Origin of the sequence: Spiribacter curvatus (genome assembly GCF_000485905.1) — a bacterium.
Taxonomy (GTDB): Bacteria; Pseudomonadota; Gammaproteobacteria; order Nitrococcales; family Nitrococcaceae; genus Spiribacter; species Spiribacter curvatus.
On sequence record NC_022664.1, the window covers coordinates 51,985 to 69,374 of the forward strand.

Below are 17,390 nucleotides of genomic sequence, written 5' to 3' on the forward strand. Positions count from 1 at the left end.
TTGCGAGTTGTCGCCCCATCATTTTGGACCCACAGGCACAGGCTGTATGAAGTCAGACCGTCAGGCCATCACTTGTGTGACGGCTGCCCGTCCGACTGGATCCAGGTCTGTGGCACGAGGTATCGGTGGGCCAGATCAGCCTCGGGGGTGCCGTCAGCGGCCTGATAGTCGTATTCCCAGCGTGCCAGCGGCGGCATGGACATGAGGATCGATTCGGTCCGGCCGCCAGACTGGATACCGAACTTGGTACCCCGGTCGAAGAGGAGGTTGAACTCGACATAGCGACCCCGGCGATAGAGCTGGAAGTCACGCTCACGCTCGGTGTATGGGGTTCCCTGACGGGCCTCTACGATGGGGCGGTAGGCCGCCATGTAGCCATCTCCGACCGAGCGCATGAGCCCGAATGCTGACTCGAATCCGCCGCGGTCGAAGTCATCAAAGAAAAGTCCGCCAATGCCACGCGTCTCTCCGCGATGGGGCAGGTAGAAGTAGTCATCACACCAGGTCTTGAAGCGCGGATAGAGGTCATCGCCCCAGGGGGCGACGGCATCGTGGGCGATCTGGTGCCAGTGCCGGCAGTCTTCGTCGAAGGGATAGAAAGGTGTCAGATCGAACCCGCCACCGAACCACCAGACGGGATCGGCGTCCTCCGCCTCGGCGAGGAAAAACCGCACATTGGCATGTGAGGTGGGTATGTAGGGATTGCGGGGGTGGACCACCAGTGAGACGCCGAGCGCCTGGAAGTGGCGGCCCGCGAGCTCGGGGCGCCGTTCACTCGCCGTGGCCGGCAGGGCATGACCGAAGACGTGCGAGAAATTGACGCCGGCCTGCTCAAAGGTACCACCGTTGCTCAGCACGCGCGTCCGCCCCCCGCCGCCGGCATCACGGTCCCAGGCGTCTTCGCGGAAGCCGCTGCCGTCGAGCGCGGTGAGCTCGGTACAGATCCGGTCCTGGAGGTCGAGGAGATAACGGCGAATGGCGTCGGCATCGATCATAAAGGTGTCGCACCACAATTTGCGTATTTATAACGAGTGTCGGGCGTGTGAGGATAGTTGCTGACATGGGCCAGGGAAATCACCGTGACGGAACGCGTCGATGCCGCAGCGATTGATCTTGACCAGCTGTTCGATGATACCGCGTCGGCGGACGCCGGTGCAGTCGTGGTCTTTGGTGGCACCGTCCGCCGTCATCATGCCGGTCAGTCAGTCACCGACATCGAGTACTCGGCCTATGCGCCGCTTGCTGAACGCGCCCTCGCGACGGTGGAATCCGAAGCGCTGTCGCGGTTCGATATCATCAGTTGCGCCATCCGTCATCGCACCGGCCGGCTTGCGGTGGGTGAGCTGAGTGTCGTGGTCGTGGTGCGTGCCGCCCATCGGGCCGAGGCGTTCGATGCGGCACGATTCGCCATTGACCGGCTCAAGGCAACGGCACCGGTGTGGAAGCGCGAGACTTATGCCGATGGATCGCAGGTCTATCAACAGGGCGAGACGCTGCCGGGCGCGGGTGAGTCGGTCGAATGACACAACCCATCACCGATCAGTACGACCGGCCACTGCGGGATCTGCGCATCTCGCTGACCGACCGCTGCAACTTCCGCTGTGGTTACTGTATGCCCCGGGCGCTGTTCGGCGCCGATCATGCCTTTCTGCCGCGCCGGGAATTACTCTCGTTCGAGGAAATCGCCCGGTTGGCCGCGGTGTTCTCGCGGATCGGTGTGCGCAAGCTGCGCCTGACCGGGGGCGAACCCCTGCTACGTCGGGGGCTGGAGACACTGGTGGAGCAGCTGCGCGGCATCCCCGGCATTGACGACATCAGCCTGACCACCAACGCCTCGCTGCTGACCCGGGAGAAGGCGCATGCACTCCGCGCCGCCGGTCTTGACCGGATCACCGTCAGCCTCGACGGCATCGATGACACCACGTTCCAGCGCATGAACGATGTCGGCTTCCCGGTGGCCCGCGTGCTCGCGGGCATCGACAACGCCGAGGCCGCCGGCCTGGGGCCGATCAAGATCAACATGGTGGTGCAGAAGGGCGTCAACGATCACGACATCCCGGCAATGGCGGCGCATTTCCGCGGCACGGCCCATATCGTGCGTTTTATCGAGTACATGGATGTCGGCAACAGCAATGGCTGGCGGTACGATCACGTCGTGCCATCCCGCGAGGTCCTGGATGGCATCGAGGCCCGCTGGCCGGTCGAGCCCCTCGCGCCGAACGAACGCGGCGAGGTGGCATCGCGTTACCGGTATCGGGATGGCGGCGGGGAGATCGGCCTGATCAGCTCGGTCACCCAGCCCTTCTGCGGGACCTGCAAGCGGGCCCGACTGTCAGCCGAGGGCAGGCTCTATACCTGTCTGTTCGCCAGCGACGGCCACGATCTGCGCCAACGCCTGCGCGAGGGGGGAGTGACGAGGTCATCCACGCGGCGCTGACCGATATCTGGTCGCGACGCGATGATCGCTACTCGGAGCGTCGCACTGCCGGCGTGCAGCCGATCGACAGTCGCCGGATCGAGATGTCATACATCGGCGGGTGATGCCGGTGCGGCGCGGAGAATGCGCCCGGTATCCGCCTCGCGGATCTCTGACGGGCCGCGCTGACCGCCGAGCGGACCCGGCAGTAACCAGTCGAGCTGTGCTCCGAAAACCCGTCGTACCTGCCAGGAACGCCGGCAGGCCGGCCTGCCACTGTGGTTGGCGCTGGTGGAGACAAGTGCCGAGCCGACCCGCCGACAGAGATCAACCACCGGCGGATGGCGGGTAACGCGGACCGCGATGGTGGAACGCCCGCCGGTCAGCAGCGCCGGCAGACCGTCAGCGGCCTGCATGACCCAGGTCACGGGACCGGGCCAGGTCGCGAGCATGGTGTCGCGGATCGATGCCTGCACCGGCCATTCCACCAGACCTTCGAGTTGCGCGGTATCCGCGGCGATCACGATCAGACCCTTATCCGTACCCCGCCCCTTGAGCCGGATCAGGCGCCGGATAGCGGCGGTATTCAGGGGGTCACACCCAAGCCCCCAGACCCCCTCGGTGGGATAGGCGCCAACGCCCCCGGCGAGGACGGCATCGCGGATGCGGCGCAGCGCTGGGTTGGCAGGTCCCATGTCAGCTGCTGGATGAGGGCTTCTTGCGGCTGGTCTTCGCCTTGCTGGTACCACTGGCGGTCTTCTTGCGTCCGCCCTTGCCCTTGGGTTCGGGGGCCTCGTCGATCAGCGCCTGGCACTCATCACGGGTGAGGGACTCCGCCTCGCGGTCCTTGGGGACCTTGGCACGCTTGCGACCGTCGGTCACATACGGACCAAACCGGCCTTTCATGACCGTCAACGCGCCATCGTCAAAGCGCTGGATGGTGCGTTTGGCGATGTTTTCCTTTTTCTCCTCAACCAGCTCGAGGGCCCGATCGCGGCCGATCGTATACGGGTCATCATCCTTTTTGAGGGACGCAAACTGGTCGCCGAAGCGCACATAGGGTCCAAAGCGACCGATGTTGGCACTGAGCGCCAGTCCATCCGGTGTCGTGCCCAGATCCCGCGGCAGCGTGAACAGTGCCAGTGCCTGGTCGAGGGTGATGGTGTCGATGCTCTGTCCCGGCCGCAGGCTGGCGAATCTCGGCTTTTCCTCGTCCTCGCGGGTGCCGATCTGGGCGAACGGCCCGTAGCGACCGAGCCGGGCCGACACGGGGCGGCCGCTTTCGGGATCGGTACCGAGCTCGCGCGCCTTCATCACCTCGCTGCGTGAGACCTGCTGCTTTTCCTCGATGCGCTCCTGGAAGGGGTCCCAGAACTGACGCAGCACCGGCACCCACTCGGTTTCGCCCCGGGAGACGGCATCGAGCTGGTCTTCCATGCGGGCGGTAAATTCGTAGTCGACGTAGCGGTCGAAGTGCTCGGTGAGGAATTTCGTCACCACCCGCCCGGTATCGGTGGGCTTGAACCGCCGGTTCTCCTGGGTCACGTAATTGCGCGCCTGAAGCGTGGCGAGGATCGAGGCATAGGTCGACGGCCGGCCGATGCCGTATTCCTCGAGCGCCCGGACGAGGCTTGCCTCGGAGTACCGCGGCGGCGGCTCGGTGAAGTGCTGTTCCGGGCGCAGCGCCGTCAGCGGAATCCGCTCACCCTCGCTGAGCGGCGGCAGGATGCGGTCATTGGCATCGCCACCCCGGTCGTCGGCGCCTTCCTGATAGACCGCCATGAAGCCGGGGTCGCGGACGGTGGACCCGGTGGCCCGGAAACCCGCCACATCGCCGGCGGCGAGATCGACCGAGACGGTATCAATGGTGGCATGGATCATCTGACAGGCGACGCTGCGCTTCCAGATCAGATCGTATAGCCGGTACTGATCCTCGGAGAGATGGCCCTTGAGCGATTCCGGCGCCCGCTCGGCGTCAGTCGGGCGGATACCCTCATGCGCCTCCTGGGCATTCTTGGCACGGGTCCGGTACTGGTTGGGCTTCGCCGGGAGTTTGTCCTTGCCAAAACGCTTCTCGATGACCGCACGCAGCCCGTGGACGGCCTCCTGGGAGAGATTGACCGAGTCGGTCCGCATGTAGGTGATCAGCCCCGCCGTACCACTGCCGGTATCGATCCCTTCGTAGAGCTGCTGGGCAATACGCATGGTCTGCTGGGCGGAAAAGCGCAGCTTGCGCGATGCCTCCTGCTGGAGCGTGGAGGTGATGAATGGTGCCGCAGGATTGCGGCGGCGCTGTTTTTTCTCGACCCGGGTCACCAGCAGCTCGCCCTGACCGGACGCTGGCAGCGGCTCACCGAGCGGCTGCGAGGCATCGGCCCCACTCGCCTCGAGAATGCGTTTCGACGTGTTCTCGGCCGTTTCGGCGTTATTGATCGTGAACTGCTCGACCTTGCCGCCGTCGAGCTGCTGGAGGCGCCCGACGAATGGCGTGTCCGCCTGGAGCAGGTCGGCCTCGACGCTCCAGTACTCCTGCGGAACAAACGCCTCGATCTCCTTTTCCCGCTCTACGATCATCCGCAGCGCCGGTGACTGGACCCGGCCGGCCGACAGCCCACTGGTGATCTTTCGCCAGAGTAGCGGCGAGAGGTTGAACCCCACCAGGTAATCGAGGGCGCGGCGCGCCTGCTGGGCGTCGACCAGGTCGCCGGAGAGGCCGCGCGGATGCTCGATGGCCTCGCGGATCGCATCGCGGGTGATCTCGTAGAAAACCACCCGATGCACGGGCTTGTCGCCGACGACGCCGCGTTCACGAAGCAGCTCCAGCAGATGCCAGGAAATCGCCTCGCCCTCGCGGTCCGGGTCCGTCGCCAGATAGACGGCATCCGCCTTGCGGGTAGCCTTGGCGATGGCGTCCACCTGTTTGGCGTTGCGCTCGACCACACTGTAGTGCATGGCGAAATCCTGCCCGGGATCAACCGCCCCCTCCTTGGCGATCAGGTCACGGACATGACCGTAGGACGCCATCACCTCGAAATCCTTACCGAGGTACTTGTTGATGGTGCCGGCCTTGGCAGGCGACTCGACGATAACCAGAGAATGCGACATGTATGCTTAGTGTTTTGTGGGATGGGGAGGTTCAAAGAGCAGGCTTTCCATAGAAGCACAGGCCTCTTCCTGACCGGGCTGGCTGAACAGCACCATGAGTACGACCCATTTCAGCTGGTCGAGATCGATCAGATCGTCATCCAGGTCCATCAGCTGATCAATGACCAGCTCGCGGCTACCCGGCGTGAGAATCCCGGCCTGTTCGAGGAACAGCATGAAACCGCGGCACTCGACATCAAGTCGGGCCGTTTCGGCGCTGGTATAGATCCGGATCGCCGAGGGTCCAAGTGCGGAGACCGGCAGATCGCGGCTTTCCGCCAGGGCGTCAATCCAGGCGAGGGCCTTGAGAATCTGTGGGTCCGGAAATCCGGCGTCGCGGAGGTCGGCCTCGATCTGTGCACGGTTGGGATCGATGTCGACGGCGTCCTGGAAGTAGTGCTCGAACAGGTACATCAGGATCTCGAAGACGTTTTCTTTCATCCGCCCGCTCGATTGCTGGTTCGCATGTAGTAACCGCCGCTGGAGGGCGCGATATCGCCCGAAAGCTCGAGCTTCAGGAGAATGGATGAAAGGATATCGGGCGTCAATGAAGCCCGCCGGAGCAGTGTCTCGAACGCGATCGGGTCGTGACCCATGGCCTCGAGCACGGCGATTTCCTCCTCATCGAGCGCCGCCCAGTCTGACTCCGGGTGCTCCGTGTCGTCATTGCCGCCGGCCATGGGTGCGGGCGTCTGGGGGGTGAAACCCTCGACTGCGGCCCTGATTTCCTCGATCACCTGGTCGGCGGATTCCACCAGCCGCGCACCGGCCCGGATCAGTGCATGACAGCCCTTGGCGACGGGATTGTGGATCGATCCGGGCACGGCCATGGCCTCGCGGCCCGAATCGATCGCCCGGTAGGCGGTACCCAGTGCGCCACTGTTGCGACCCGCCTCGATCACGACGGTGCCCACCGACAGCCCGGCGATCAGTCGGTTGCGGCGCGGAAAGAGACCGCGGGTAACCGGTGTGCCGACCGGCATCTCGGTGACGATCGCGCCGTGTTGTCCGATCGAGTGGGCGAGCGGATGGTTGTCGCGCGGATAGACCCGATCCGGACCGGTCGCCATGACCGCGACGGTTGCGCCGCCCACCGCCAGGGCGCCCTCATGGGCCGCCGTATCGATGCCGAGGGCAAGCCCGCTGGTGATGGTCAGTCCCGCCGCCGCGAGGTGGGCGGCGAATGCCTCGGCGGTGCGGCGTCCGCTCTCGGAGGCGTGCCGGGCACCGACAACGGCGATCTGTGGCTGAACCAGCACGTCGGCGTCACCGCGCACGAACAGCACCGGCGGCGGATCGCCGATGCGCGCGAGCGCTGGCGGATAGCGGGGATCGTCGCGGGTGATGATGTGACAGTCCGCCGCCTCGGCCCAGCGCCGATCCGCAGCGATTCCATCGGCAACGGCCGCGCGGTCGCGGGGCGCAGTGACGGCGGCCTTTGGCAGGCCGCGCGCGGCACGATCGGCTTCGCTCGCCGCCAGGTAGCGGTCGGGATCGCCGTATGCCTCGAGGATCCGGTTGCTGGCCTGTGGCCCGACGCCTTTGAGTCGGGCCATGCACAGCCAGCTCTCGAGTGCCGCGTCAGTCATGGCCGACGCGCCGATCCGGTTCGATGGCCAGCAGGTAATCCCCGGGGCGGATCTCGCGGCGCGATCGCTCGATTCGTAGCAGCGCGGGCTCGCCATCAGTGACTCGTCGGGCCTCGCCGAGCGCAATGCTGCTGCGCCCCAGGCGCTGGCCGCGGTCGCCGGTCAGCACCGGCCCCGGGCGGAGCAGGAGGTAGCGGGTCGCGGTGCGGCCACTGAGTCCTGCGGCATAGATCCGGTCGCCGGCCGCATTGAGGCGGCGTCCCTCCTCACCCATTACAACGCGGGGCAGGTGCTGGCTGACCGGGAACAGCGCCGGCGGCGAGGCGAGCACGGGTAGTGCTGCCAGCATCATTCCAAGCGCTGCGGGCAGGGACCGGTTGAACCGCGCGATCATGGTCTCTCCTTGTCGTGCCGGGGATTGGCTGGTCGCAGGTGGCGGCGGTTCGATACACTGAGGGCCGGACCCATCATGACCCCGGTGTCATACCGTCACCGCTTTTAACGGATAGTCTCATGGCGATACGCGAAATCCTCCAGTACCCCGATGAAAGGCTCCGCCGCCAGGCGAAACCGGTCGAGCACATCGATGAGCGGATCCGTGCGCTGGTCGACGACATGTGCGAGACCATGTACGACGCGCCGGGGATCGGTCTGGCGGCGACGCAGATCGATGTCCATGAGCGCGTGGTCGTGGTTGATGTCAGCGACGCGGGCAACGAGCCCATGGTGTTCATCAATCCCGAGATCGTCCAGCGCAGCGATACCCGTGATACGGCCGAAGAGGGCTGCCTGTCCATCACCGGCTATACCGACAACGTCGAGCGGGTGGATGCCGTGACCGTTCGTGCCCTGGGACTCGATGGCGAGACGTTCGAGGTTGAGGCCGAGGGAATGATGGCCCGCTGTCTCCAGCATGAGATCGACCATATCGACGGGCGCCTGTTCATTGATCATCTCTCGGAGCTCAAGCGCAAGCGACTGCGCCGGCGCTATGAAAAGGCGGCCCGCCAGCGCGGTGATCAATCCGCCCGAACGGGGTCGGTCTGATCGCGGCGGGCACTGACGCGCCACCGCGGATTGTCTATGCCGGTACGCCGGCGTTCGCGGTGCCCGCCCTTGATGCCCTGGTGGCGGCCGGTTATGACGTTGTCGCGGTCTACACACAGCCTGATCGGCCCGCCGGACGGGGTCGGCAACCGCGCCCCTCGGCCGTCAAGACCGCCGCCCGGCATCACGGCCTGACCGTCGAGCAGCCCGATCGCCCCGGCGGCGCAAGCGCCCAGGCGCAGCTCGCGGCGTATCAGCCCGACGTCATGGTGGTCGCGGCGTACGGGCTGATCCTGCCGCCGGCGGTACTGGCGATCCCCACCTACGGCTGTCTCAACATCCATGCCTCGCTGCTGCCCCGGTGGCGCGGCGCGGCGCCGATCCAGCGGGCCATCGAGGCCGGTGATGCCGAGACCGGTGTCTGTCTCATGGAGATGGAAGCAGGGCTCGACACCGGTCCGGTGATCGCCACCCGCCCCACACCGATTGCACCGGACGATACCGGCGCCACGGTCCATGATCGCCTCGCCGGCCTCGGTGCCGGGCTGCTCGTCGATACGCTCGGCGCCTGGCTGAACGGTGAACGCCGGGCGACACCCCAGGCAGACACCGGCGTGACCCACGCCGGCAAGATCAGCGCCGACGAGGCCTGGATCGACTGGCAGCGCCCGGCAGTGGAGACGGAGCGCCGTATCCGTGCCTTCGACCCCTGGCCGGTGATGCGGGCTCAGCGAGGCGATGATCGCCTTAAGGTATGGCGGGCCGAGGCCGTTGCCGGCAGCGCTACGCCCCACGCGCCAGGGACCGTGGTCGCGGTGGGTGAGAAGGGTATCGACGTGCAGACCGGTGACGGTCTGCTTCGACTGCAATGCGTTCAGGCGCCGGGCGGGCGTGCCCAGCCGGTCGCCGATTTCCTCCGTGGACACCCCGTGTATGCCGGCGAAACCCTCGACTGACCCCCGCGCGGCCGCCGTGGAGGTCCTGCTGGCCGTGCTCGGCCGGGGCCGTTCGCTGGATCGGGCCCTCGCCGAGCATGCTCCGGTGGATGGCGACGGACGGGATGTCGGCCTGTGCCGGGCGATCGCCTATGGCGTGCTGCGCCACCATCGGCGGCTTGGCGCGATTCGCGATCGATTCCTGCGCAGCCGTCTGCGGGGTCGTGATCAGGATATGGCGCTGCTGTTGGAGATCGGATTCTTCCAGTTGCTGGCGATGGATGTACCTGCCCACGCAGCGGTCTCGGAGACGGTTGCAGTGGCACGCCAGCGCGGCAAGCCCTGGGCCGCGAAACTGATCAATGCAGTGCTGCGGCGGTTCCAGCGCGATGGCGATGGCGATGGCTGTCTGGCCGCGGTGGATGCGGATCCCGCTCAACGCGAGTCGGTCCCGGACTGGCTGCTCGAGCGGCTGCAGGCGGACTGGCCGGCGGACTGGCCGGCGCTGCTCACGGCTCAGAACGACCGCGCGCCAATGACCCTGCGGGTCAACCGCCGACGCGTGTCGGTTGCGGCCTATCAGCAGCGGCTGGCGGCGGCGGGGCTCGCTGCCGACCGGCTGCCCGGCTTTGACGACGCGCTGGTCCTGCAGGCCCCGGTGAGTGTGGAGGCACTGCCGGGATTCAGCGAGGGGGACTGCTCGGTCCAGGATGCCGTCGCCCAGCTGGCCGCTCCGCTGCTCGACGCCGCGGACCACCATCGGGTGCTGGATGCCTGCGCCGCGCCCGGTGGCAAGTCGGCGCATCTGCTCGAGCGCTCCTGGCCCTCGCTGCTGGCGCTCGATAGTGACGCCGGGCGACTGCGGCGGGTCTCGGAGACCCTGGAGCGAGTGGGGCTCGAGGGTGAGTGCCGGGCAGCGGATGCCACCACGCCGGATCAGTGGTGGGATGGCCAGCCATTCGAGCGCATCCTTATCGACGCGCCCTGTTCGGGTACCGGTGTCATCCGCCGGCATCCGGATATCAAGTGGCTGCGGCGCGAGGCCGATATCCCGCGTCTGGCCGACGACCAGCGCCGCCTGCTGGAGGCGCTCTGGCCGTTGCTCGCAGCGGGTGGCCGGTTGGTTTACTGCACCTGTTCGGTCATCCAGGCCGAGAACGAATCGGTCATCGCGGCCTTCGTCGGCGATCATGATGATGTTCATGTGATCCCGCCGGCGCTGCCGGTGGGGCAATCAGTGGGTTGTGGCCAGCAGATACTGACCGGCGAGGCCGGTGTCGATGGCTTTTATTATGCCTGTCTGGAAAAGCGCTAGGCGCCGATCGGTGCCGCTGGCCGGGTTGCTCTGGCTGGTTCTGGTCAGCGTCGCGACCGAGGCGTCCGCGTTCAGCGTTGCCAGCTTCGAGAGCCGGTTCGACGACCAGCTGCTGGTCGTGGACGCCCGGATCGACTACTCACTGAGCAGTACCGCGATCGAGGCGCTGGAGAATGGCGTCGACCTGGTGATCGTCCAGCGTCTGGGGCTGGAGCGCCCGCGCTGGTGGTGGCGCGATGTCGAGGTGGCGGATCAGCAGCGGCGCTACCGGTTGGCCTATCACGCCATCAGCCGCCGCTATGTGCTCAACCGTCTTGCGAGTGGCGAGAGCCGTAGCTTTCGCACGCTCAATGCCCTGCTGATGCGACTCGGCGAGATCGAGGCCTGGCCGGTGATCGGGCGCGACCGTCTTGATCCAGCCCACGACTATCGGCTCAGCCTCGATACCCGGTTGGAGGTGGATGCGTTGCCACGACTGCTGCGGACGGTCGCCTGGACCAATGCCGACTGGCAGCTGAGCAGCGAGACCCAATCGCTCGAGGTGCGTCCATGAGCTGGCTGCCGCGTCAGGCGATCATCCGCATCCTGCTCAGTGTGCTGCTGGTGCTCTCGCTCTACCTGCTCAGTGCGGCCACCGAGAATTCGGCGCGCTTCGGTCGGCTCTATCTCTGGCTGTTACTGATCAACGGCGTGGTGCTGGTCGTGCTCTCGGGACTGATCATCAACAACCTGCAGCGGTTGGTCCGTTCGTTCCGGGCGCGCGAGACCGGCAGTCGGCTGACGCTGCGATTGATGGCTCTGTTCGTGGTGCTGGCGGTGGTGCCCGGGCTGGTGGTCTATGGGTTCTCGATGCAGTTTCTGCAGCGGGGCGTGGACAGCTGGTTCGACGTGCGTATCGAGAATGCCCTGGAAGACGCCCTGACCCTCTCCCAGGCGTCACTCGATCAGCGCATGCGCGACATGCAGCAGCGCCTCGAGGAGGCCGCGCAGGAACTCGCCGACGTGACGCCGGCCATGGCACCGATCACGCTCGGTGACCTGCGTGGACGCACCGGCGCCTCAGAGCTCACGCTGATCGGTGAGAACGGCCGGATCATTGCGGCAAGCAGCGTCGATACCGACAGCATCCTGCCGCATCGGCCGGAGGAGAGCATCCTGCTGCAACTGCGCCAGGGACGGCCCTACGTCGGGCTTGATCCGATTGAGAACGCCGGCCTGCACATTCGCGCACTGGTGCGCGCTCCCGGGCCGGACGGGCCGGGCAAGACACGGATCCTGCAGGGGCTTTTCCAGGTCTCGCCACGAATCAATGACCTGGCTGCCGAGGTAGAGACGGCCTTCAGCGAATACCGCGAGCTCGCCTATCTGCGCGGGCCACTGAAGGATAGCTTCAGCCTGACCCTGTCGCTGGTGCTGCTGCTGTCACTGCTGTTCGCGGTGTGGTCCGCCTTCTATCTGGCGCGGCGGCTGGTGGCGCCGGTCAGCCGGCTGGCGGAGGGCACCCGGGCGATGGCGGCGGGCGAATACGGTACCCAGCTGCCGCCAGCCGGTAATGACGAGCTCGGGTTTCTGGTGCGCTCGTTCAATGACATGAGTCGACGGGTGGCCAATGTCCGCGATGCCGCGCGCCAGAGTCAGGCACTGGTCGAGTCGCAGCGGACCTATCTGGAGACCGTGCTGGGACGACTGTCGTCCGGGGTGCTGGCGCTGGCGCCCGATGGCACGCTGCGCACCTACAATCAGGCGGCTGTGGAGATCCTGTCTCTGCCGCTTGAGGAAGGCGTTGGTCGGCCGCTTTCGGCACTGGTGCAGCGATTCCCTGACCTCAGTCCGTTCGTCGACCATGTCGACGCCCATCGTCGGGCGTCGGAGGCCGAGTGGCGGGCCGAACTCAGCCTGGATACCCGCGAGGGCCGGCGGTCACTGATCTGCAGTGGCGCCATGCTGCCGGGCGAGGGCGATGAGGGCGGTGAGGTGATCGTGTTCGACGATGTCACGACGCTCATTCAGGCCCAGCGCGATGCCGCCTGGGGCGAGGTGGCCCGGCGCCTGGCTCATGAGATCCGTAACCCCCTGACGCCCATCCAGCTATCCGCCGAGCGGCTCCAGCACAAGGTCGCTCATCGGCTCAGTGGCGACGAGGCGGCGCTGTTGCAGCGCTCCACCGAGACCATCATCCATCAGGTGGAGGCGATGAAGGAGATGGTGCAGGCCTTCTCCGAATACGCCCGGCCGCCGGTCCTGCAACCCCGGACGGTGGACTTCAATGCCCTGGTACAGGAGGTGGTTGAACTCTATCGCGGGCAGTCCACCGGAGCGTCCATCAGTGTCGAGCTGGATGATGGACTGCCCGGGTTGCAGGCTGACCCCGGGCGGTTGCGCCAGCTCCTCAACAATCTCATCCGGAACGCGCTCGAGGCGGACGATGCGGGTGACTGTCAGATTGTGGTCTCCACCCGGCGGGGCAGTGGGCGTCATGCCCAGGGCGTCGAACTCGACGTTCAGGATAATGGGCCGGGACTTGCCGATGCGATGCTTGATCAGCTCTTCGAGCCCTATGTCAGCACCAAGACCCGCGGCTCGGGACTGGGGCTTGCGATCGTTAAAAAGATCGTCGAGGAGCACAATGGCACGATCACTGCCCGGAATGTTGATGGCGGCGCCCGGATCTCGGTGCGACTGCCCGGTGTTGTGAGCGACGACGCCCAATGGGAGAACGCTTGATGACAAAGGCCTATGTGCTGGTCGTTGATGACGAGCCGGATATCCGCGAACTGGTTCGTGAGATCCTCGAGGACGAGGGCTATGAGGTGACGACCGCCGAGAGTGCGGGCGCGGCACGGCGGGTACTGCAAGAGCGCCCGCCGCAGCTGGTGTTGCTGGATATCTGGATGCCCGGCGAGGATGGCATCTCGCTGCTCAAGGAGTGGGCGCAGGCCGGGGCCTGCCCCTTCCCCGTGGTGATGATCTCCGGCCACGGCACGGTGGAAACGGCGGTGGAGGCGACCCGCCATGGCGCCATCGACTTTGTTGAAAAGCCCCTGTCGATGGGCAAGCTGCTGGCGACAGTGGAGCAGGCCCTGAAGGCGCCCGCCGCCGAGCCCGCGGCCGCACCGGTGTCGGTGATCGAGCCGGTGGGGCGCAGCGCTGTGATGCGCGGTCTACGCGAGCAGGCCGAACGCCTCGCCGCCACCGACAGCTGGGTACTGATCACTGGCGAGCCGGGCAGCGGCCGGAAGTGCCTCGGGCGCTATATCCATGGCCTGAGCGGACGCCGGGCGGGCCCGCTGGTGGAGGTGGCCGCCGGTACCCTGGCCGGGGAGTCGGCGGCCGTGGAGCTGTTCGGTCAGGAGCGGGACGGGCAGATCGTGCCGGGTCGGCTGGAGGCCGCCGCTGGCGGGACGCTCATCCTCGACGGCGCAGCCGATCTGGATGCCGGGGCGCAGACGCGGCTCGCCTCGGCGATCGAGGCCGGCCGGTTCCAGCGCGTTGGCGGCGCAGCCCAGATCCCGCTGGATGTGCGGATGATCGCGGTCACGCGCTATGATCTTGCCGCCGAGGCCCGGGCAGGACGCTTCCGCCAGGATCTCGCCTACGCACTGAGCGTGATTCCGCTGGCGGTCCCGCCGCTGCGCGAGCATGCCGAGGATATCCCTGAGCTGGTGGCCTTCCATGTCGACCGTCTGGTCGAGACCGAGCAGCTCGGGTACCGACGCTTCACGGTGGCGGCCCAGAATCGGCTGCGCAATCACCACTGGCAGGGTAACGTGCAGGAGCTGCACAACCTGGTCCAGCGTCTGCTGGTGCTCGGTGATGGTGTCGACATCGAGGTGGGCGAGGTCGAGGAGGCGATCGCCCAGCGTCCGCCGGATCGGCTCGGCGGTGACTGGCCGCAGGCACTGGATCTGCCGCTGCGCGAGGCGCGTGAGCATTTCGAGCGCGCCTATCTGCAGAAACAGCTGCAGCGCGCCGAGGGCAGTGTCGCCCAGCTGGCCCGTCTCGCCGGCATGGAGCGGACCCATCTCTATCGCAAACTGCGTGCGCTGGGCATTGATCCCCGCGATGCCGGCGAGACCGGCGGAGGCCGACCATGAAGATCATCATTCTAGGGGCCGGCCAGGTCGGCGGTACCGTGGCGGCCAACCTGACCAGCGAAGACAACGACATCACGGTGGTCGACCGGGAGTCCCAGATCCTGCAGGGCCTCCAGGATCGCCTCGATCTGCGCACCGTGGTGGGGAACGCGACCTACCCGGCGGTGCTCGAGCGGGCCGGTGCCGATGATGCCGACATGGTCATTGCCGTCACCGACTCGGACGAGGCCAATATGGTGGCCTGCCAGATATCCGCCACCCTGTTCCGCACACCGAGCAAGATCGCCCGGGTACGGGCGGTGGAGCACCTATCCCATCCCCAGATCTTTGCCCCCGATGCCCTGCCCATTGATGTCCTGATCAGTCCGGAGCAGCTCGTCACCCAGTACGTGCGTCGCCTGATCGAGCATCCCGGGGCGCTGCAGGTCATGGACTTCGCCGCTGGCAGGGTCCGCCTGGTGGGCGTGCGCGCCTACTATGGGGGCCCGCTGGTGGGCCAGGAGCTGCGCACCCTGCGTGAGCACGTCCCGGGCGTGCAGACCCGCGTCGCCGCCATCTATCGTCGGGGCAGTGCGATCATTCCCGAGGGCGATACGGTCCTTGAGGCGGGCGATGAGGTGTTCTTCGTCGCCGCGCGCAAGAATATCCGTGCCGTCATGAGCGAGCTGCGTCGTCTCGACAAGCCGGTCAAACGCATCATGCTCGCCGGCGGTGGCAACATCGGTATGCGTCTTGCCAAGTCGCTGGAGACGAAATACCAGGTGAAGCTCATCGAGCAGAATCCGCAGCGCTGCCGCGCGATCGCCGATGAGCTCAAGAAGACGATTGTATTGCGCGGTGATGCGGCCGATGAGGATCTGCTGCTCGAGGAGAACATCGAGAACACGGATGTGTTCTGTGCACTGACCAACGACGACGAGGCCAATATCCTCTCGGCCATGCTCGCCAAGCGTCGGGGTGCGCGGACGGTGATGGCGCTCATCAACCGGGCCGCTTATGTCGATCTGATCCAGTCGAGCGACGACATCGATGTCGCGATCTCCCCGCAGCAGGCCACCATCGGCAGCCTTCTGGCGCATATCCGCCGGGGCGATGTGGCGACAGTGCACAGCCTGCGCCGTGGTGCCGCCGAGGCCATCGAGGCCATCGCGCATGGCGACTCTGGCAGCTCAGAGGTGATCGGGCGGCGTATTGACCAGATCCGCCTGCCCCGGGGGACCACCATCGGCGCCATCGTCCGGGGTGAGGAGGTGGTCATGGCGCATCACGACACGGTGATTGAGCCTGAGGATCACGTCATCCTGTTCCTTGTCGATAAGAGCCGCCTGAGTGACGTGGAAAAGCTCTTCTCGGTCGGCGTCACCTTTCTCTAGGGAGTCATCCGCGTATGCATCCCGATGCCGTCCAGCGCGTACTGGGGGTCCTGTTGATGGTCTTCAGCGTGACCATGCTGCCGCCAGCACTGGTCGCGGTGGTCGCCGCGGATGGCGTGGCCGAGGCGTTCCTGATGACATTCGTGCTGCTGTTGGTCCTGGGTGGTCTGCTGTGGCTGCCGGTCCGCCAGTCACGCCGCGAGCTGCGTATCCGCGACGGCTTTTTCGTGGTGGCGATGTTCTGGGTGGTGCTCGGTGCCGCCGGCTCGCTGCCGCTGGTGATCCAGAACGCGGTGCCGTTCGGATTCGTCGATGCGCTGTTCGAGAGTGTCTCCGGGCTGACCACCACGGGCGCTACCGTCCTGACCGGCATCGACAGCCTGCCACTGTCGATCCGGTACTACCGCCAGCAGCTCCAATGGCTGGGGGGTATGGGCATCATCGTGCTCGCGGTGGCGATCCTGCCGATGCTTGGCATCGGTGGTATGCAGCTCTACCGGGCCGAACTGCCGGGGCCGGTGAAGGACGCCAAGCTCACGCCGCGCATCGCCGAGACCGCCAAGGCCCTGTGGTACATCTACCTGGGACTGACGGTGGTCTGTGCGCTGGCTTACTGGGCAGCGGGCATGGGCGCCTTCGACGCCGTCATGCACGCCTTCACCACCATCGCTACCGGCGGTTTCTCGACCCATGATGCCAGCATGGGTTATTTCGACAGCGCGCTGATCGAGATGATCGCGGTGGTGTTCATGATCATCTCGGCGCTCAATTACTCGTTGCATTTCATGGCCTGGCGATGGCGAAGCACCGAGCCGTGGCGGAGCGATCCGGAGCTGGTGGCCTTTTTGACCGTGCTCGGCATCGTCATCGCGCTCGTGCTCGGGGGGCTGCTGATCTATCAGGCCGCGCACAGCCTGCTGTTGGATGAAACCTGGCATCACGCCATCTTCCAGGTCGTGTCTTTCGCCACTACGACGGGCTATACCACCGCCTCGTATTACGTCTGGCCGGCGTTCCTGCCGGTGCTGCTGTTGTTCGTGGCCGTGGTCGGCGGCTGCGCCAACTCCACCTCCGGTGGCCTGAAGGTGGTGCGCATTCTGCTGCTCTGGCGTCAGGGCGGGCGCGAGATCCTTCGACTGATCCATCCGCAGGCGCAGATCCCGGTCAAGATCGGGGATCGGCCCGTCAACGAGCGCGTGATCGACGCAGTCTGGGGGTTTTTCGCGGCCTATGTGCTGCTGTTCGTGCTGCTGATGCTGGTGATGCTCGCCATGGGGCTCGATCAGATCACCGCGTTCTCGGCGGTGGCCTCCGGTCTGGCCAACCTTGGTCCCGCGCTTGGTGACGTCGCTGCCAATTTCGCCAGCGTCGGGGCGGGGCCGAAGCTGGTGATGTGTGTGGCGATGCTCATGGGACGGCTGGAGATCTTCACGCTGCTGGTGCTTTTTACGCCGGCCTTCTGGCGGCGTTGACGCCT

The 17,390-nt window shown here is 66.2% G+C and carries 16 protein-coding genes; 10 read left to right on the forward strand and 6 right to left on the reverse strand.

Annotated features, from left to right (window positions below; all coding sequences use genetic code 11):
• Window positions 1–68: 68 nt before the first annotated feature.
• On the reverse strand, window positions 69–995 hold the full coding sequence (gene hemF / locus SPICUR_RS00215) for an oxygen-dependent coproporphyrinogen oxidase (RefSeq protein ID WP_023364825.1): 927 nt from the start codon (window positions 993–995) through the stop codon (window positions 69–71).
• A gap of 84 nt (window positions 996–1,079) precedes the next feature.
• Between hemF and SPICUR_RS00220 the strand changes: the two genes are divergently transcribed.
• Both SPICUR_RS00220 and moaA read left to right on the forward strand, forming a co-directional pair.
• The gene (locus tag SPICUR_RS00220; RefSeq protein ID WP_023364827.1) at window positions 1,080–1,523 is read left to right on the forward strand and encodes a molybdenum cofactor biosynthesis protein MoaE; all 444 of its coding nucleotides are present in this window, start codon (window positions 1,080–1,082) and stop codon (window positions 1,521–1,523) included.
• A complete protein-coding gene (moaA, locus tag SPICUR_RS00225; protein ID WP_023364829.1) occupies window positions 1,520–2,437 on the forward strand; it encodes a GTP 3',8-cyclase MoaA in 918 nt (305 codons plus the stop codon). The genes SPICUR_RS00220 and moaA overlap by 4 nt, the downstream gene beginning before the upstream one ends.
• 86 nt (window positions 2,438–2,523) lie before the next feature.
• Here moaA and tsaC read toward each other — a convergent pair whose 3' ends face one another.
• The 5 genes from tsaC to SPICUR_RS00250 are packed head-to-tail and all read right to left on the reverse strand — an operon-like array spanning window position 2,524 to window position 7,543.
• Window positions 2,524–3,111: an L-threonylcarbamoyladenylate synthase type 1 TsaC gene (tsaC, locus tag SPICUR_RS00230; protein ID WP_023364831.1), complete on the reverse strand. Its 588-nt coding sequence runs from the start codon at window positions 3,109–3,111 to the stop codon at window positions 2,524–2,526.
• 1 nt (window position 3,112) lies between these two features.
• Window positions 3,113–5,521, reverse strand: coding sequence for a DNA topoisomerase I (locus tag SPICUR_RS00235; protein WP_023364833.1), 2,409 nt, complete (start codon window positions 5,519–5,521; stop codon window positions 3,113–3,115).
• A gap of 6 nt (window positions 5,522–5,527) precedes the next feature.
• Entirely contained in the window at window positions 5,528–6,001 is a 474-nt protein-coding gene (locus tag SPICUR_RS00240; RefSeq protein WP_023364835.1) for a Smg family protein, read from the reverse strand.
• Complete coding sequence (dprA, locus tag SPICUR_RS00245) at window positions 5,998–7,149, reverse strand: DNA-processing protein DprA (protein WP_023364837.1); 1,152 nt, start codon at window positions 7,147–7,149, stop codon at window positions 5,998–6,000. Before dprA ends, SPICUR_RS00240 begins: the two co-directional genes overlap by 4 nt.
• Window positions 7,142–7,543, reverse strand: a complete 402-nt coding sequence (locus tag SPICUR_RS00250) for a hypothetical protein (protein ID WP_023364839.1) — start codon at window positions 7,541–7,543, stop codon at window positions 7,142–7,144. The genes dprA and SPICUR_RS00250 overlap by 8 nt, the downstream gene beginning before the upstream one ends.
• A 119-nt stretch (window positions 7,544–7,662) precedes the next feature.
• Between SPICUR_RS00250 and def the strand changes: the two genes are divergently transcribed.
• From def to SPICUR_RS00290, 8 genes are read left to right on the forward strand one after another with little or no spacing between them, the layout of a single operon-like run.
• On the forward strand, window positions 7,663–8,196 hold the full coding sequence (gene def, locus SPICUR_RS00255; protein ID WP_041381918.1) for a peptide deformylase: 534 nt from the start codon (window positions 7,663–7,665) through the stop codon (window positions 8,194–8,196).
• On the forward strand, window positions 8,193–9,152 hold the full coding sequence (fmt, locus tag SPICUR_RS00260; RefSeq protein WP_076742121.1) for a methionyl-tRNA formyltransferase: 960 nt from the start codon (window positions 8,193–8,195) through the stop codon (window positions 9,150–9,152). Before def ends, fmt begins: the two co-directional genes overlap by 4 nt.
• The gene (gene rsmB, locus SPICUR_RS00265; protein ID WP_023364845.1) at window positions 9,130–10,446 is read left to right on the forward strand and encodes a 16S rRNA (cytosine(967)-C(5))-methyltransferase RsmB; all 1,317 of its coding nucleotides are present in this window, start codon (window positions 9,130–9,132) and stop codon (window positions 10,444–10,446) included. The genes fmt and rsmB overlap by 23 nt, the downstream gene beginning before the upstream one ends.
• A 10-nt stretch (window positions 10,447–10,456) precedes the next feature.
• Complete coding sequence (locus SPICUR_RS00270; protein WP_023364847.1) at window positions 10,457–10,999, forward strand: DUF4390 domain-containing protein; 543 nt, start codon at window positions 10,457–10,459, stop codon at window positions 10,997–10,999.
• A complete protein-coding gene (locus SPICUR_RS00275) occupies window positions 10,996–13,170 on the forward strand; it encodes a sensor histidine kinase NtrY-like (RefSeq protein WP_023364849.1) in 2,175 nt (724 codons plus the stop codon). The genes SPICUR_RS00270 and SPICUR_RS00275 overlap by 4 nt, the downstream gene beginning before the upstream one ends.
• Window positions 13,170–14,540 carry a sigma-54-dependent transcriptional regulator gene (locus SPICUR_RS00280; protein WP_023364851.1) on the forward strand — a complete coding sequence of 457 codons (1,371 nt, stop codon included), beginning with the start codon at window positions 13,170–13,172 and terminating at the stop codon, window positions 14,538–14,540. The genes SPICUR_RS00275 and SPICUR_RS00280 overlap by 1 nt, the downstream gene beginning before the upstream one ends.
• Entirely contained in the window at window positions 14,537–15,913 is a 1,377-nt protein-coding gene (gene trkA / locus SPICUR_RS00285; RefSeq protein ID WP_023364853.1) for a Trk system potassium transporter TrkA, read from the forward strand. Before SPICUR_RS00280 ends, trkA begins: the two co-directional genes overlap by 4 nt.
• A 14-nt stretch (window positions 15,914–15,927) precedes the next feature.
• Complete coding sequence (locus SPICUR_RS00290; RefSeq protein ID WP_023364855.1) at window positions 15,928–17,385, forward strand: TrkH family potassium uptake protein; 1,458 nt, start codon at window positions 15,928–15,930, stop codon at window positions 17,383–17,385.
• Window positions 17,386–17,390 lie beyond the last annotated feature (5 nt).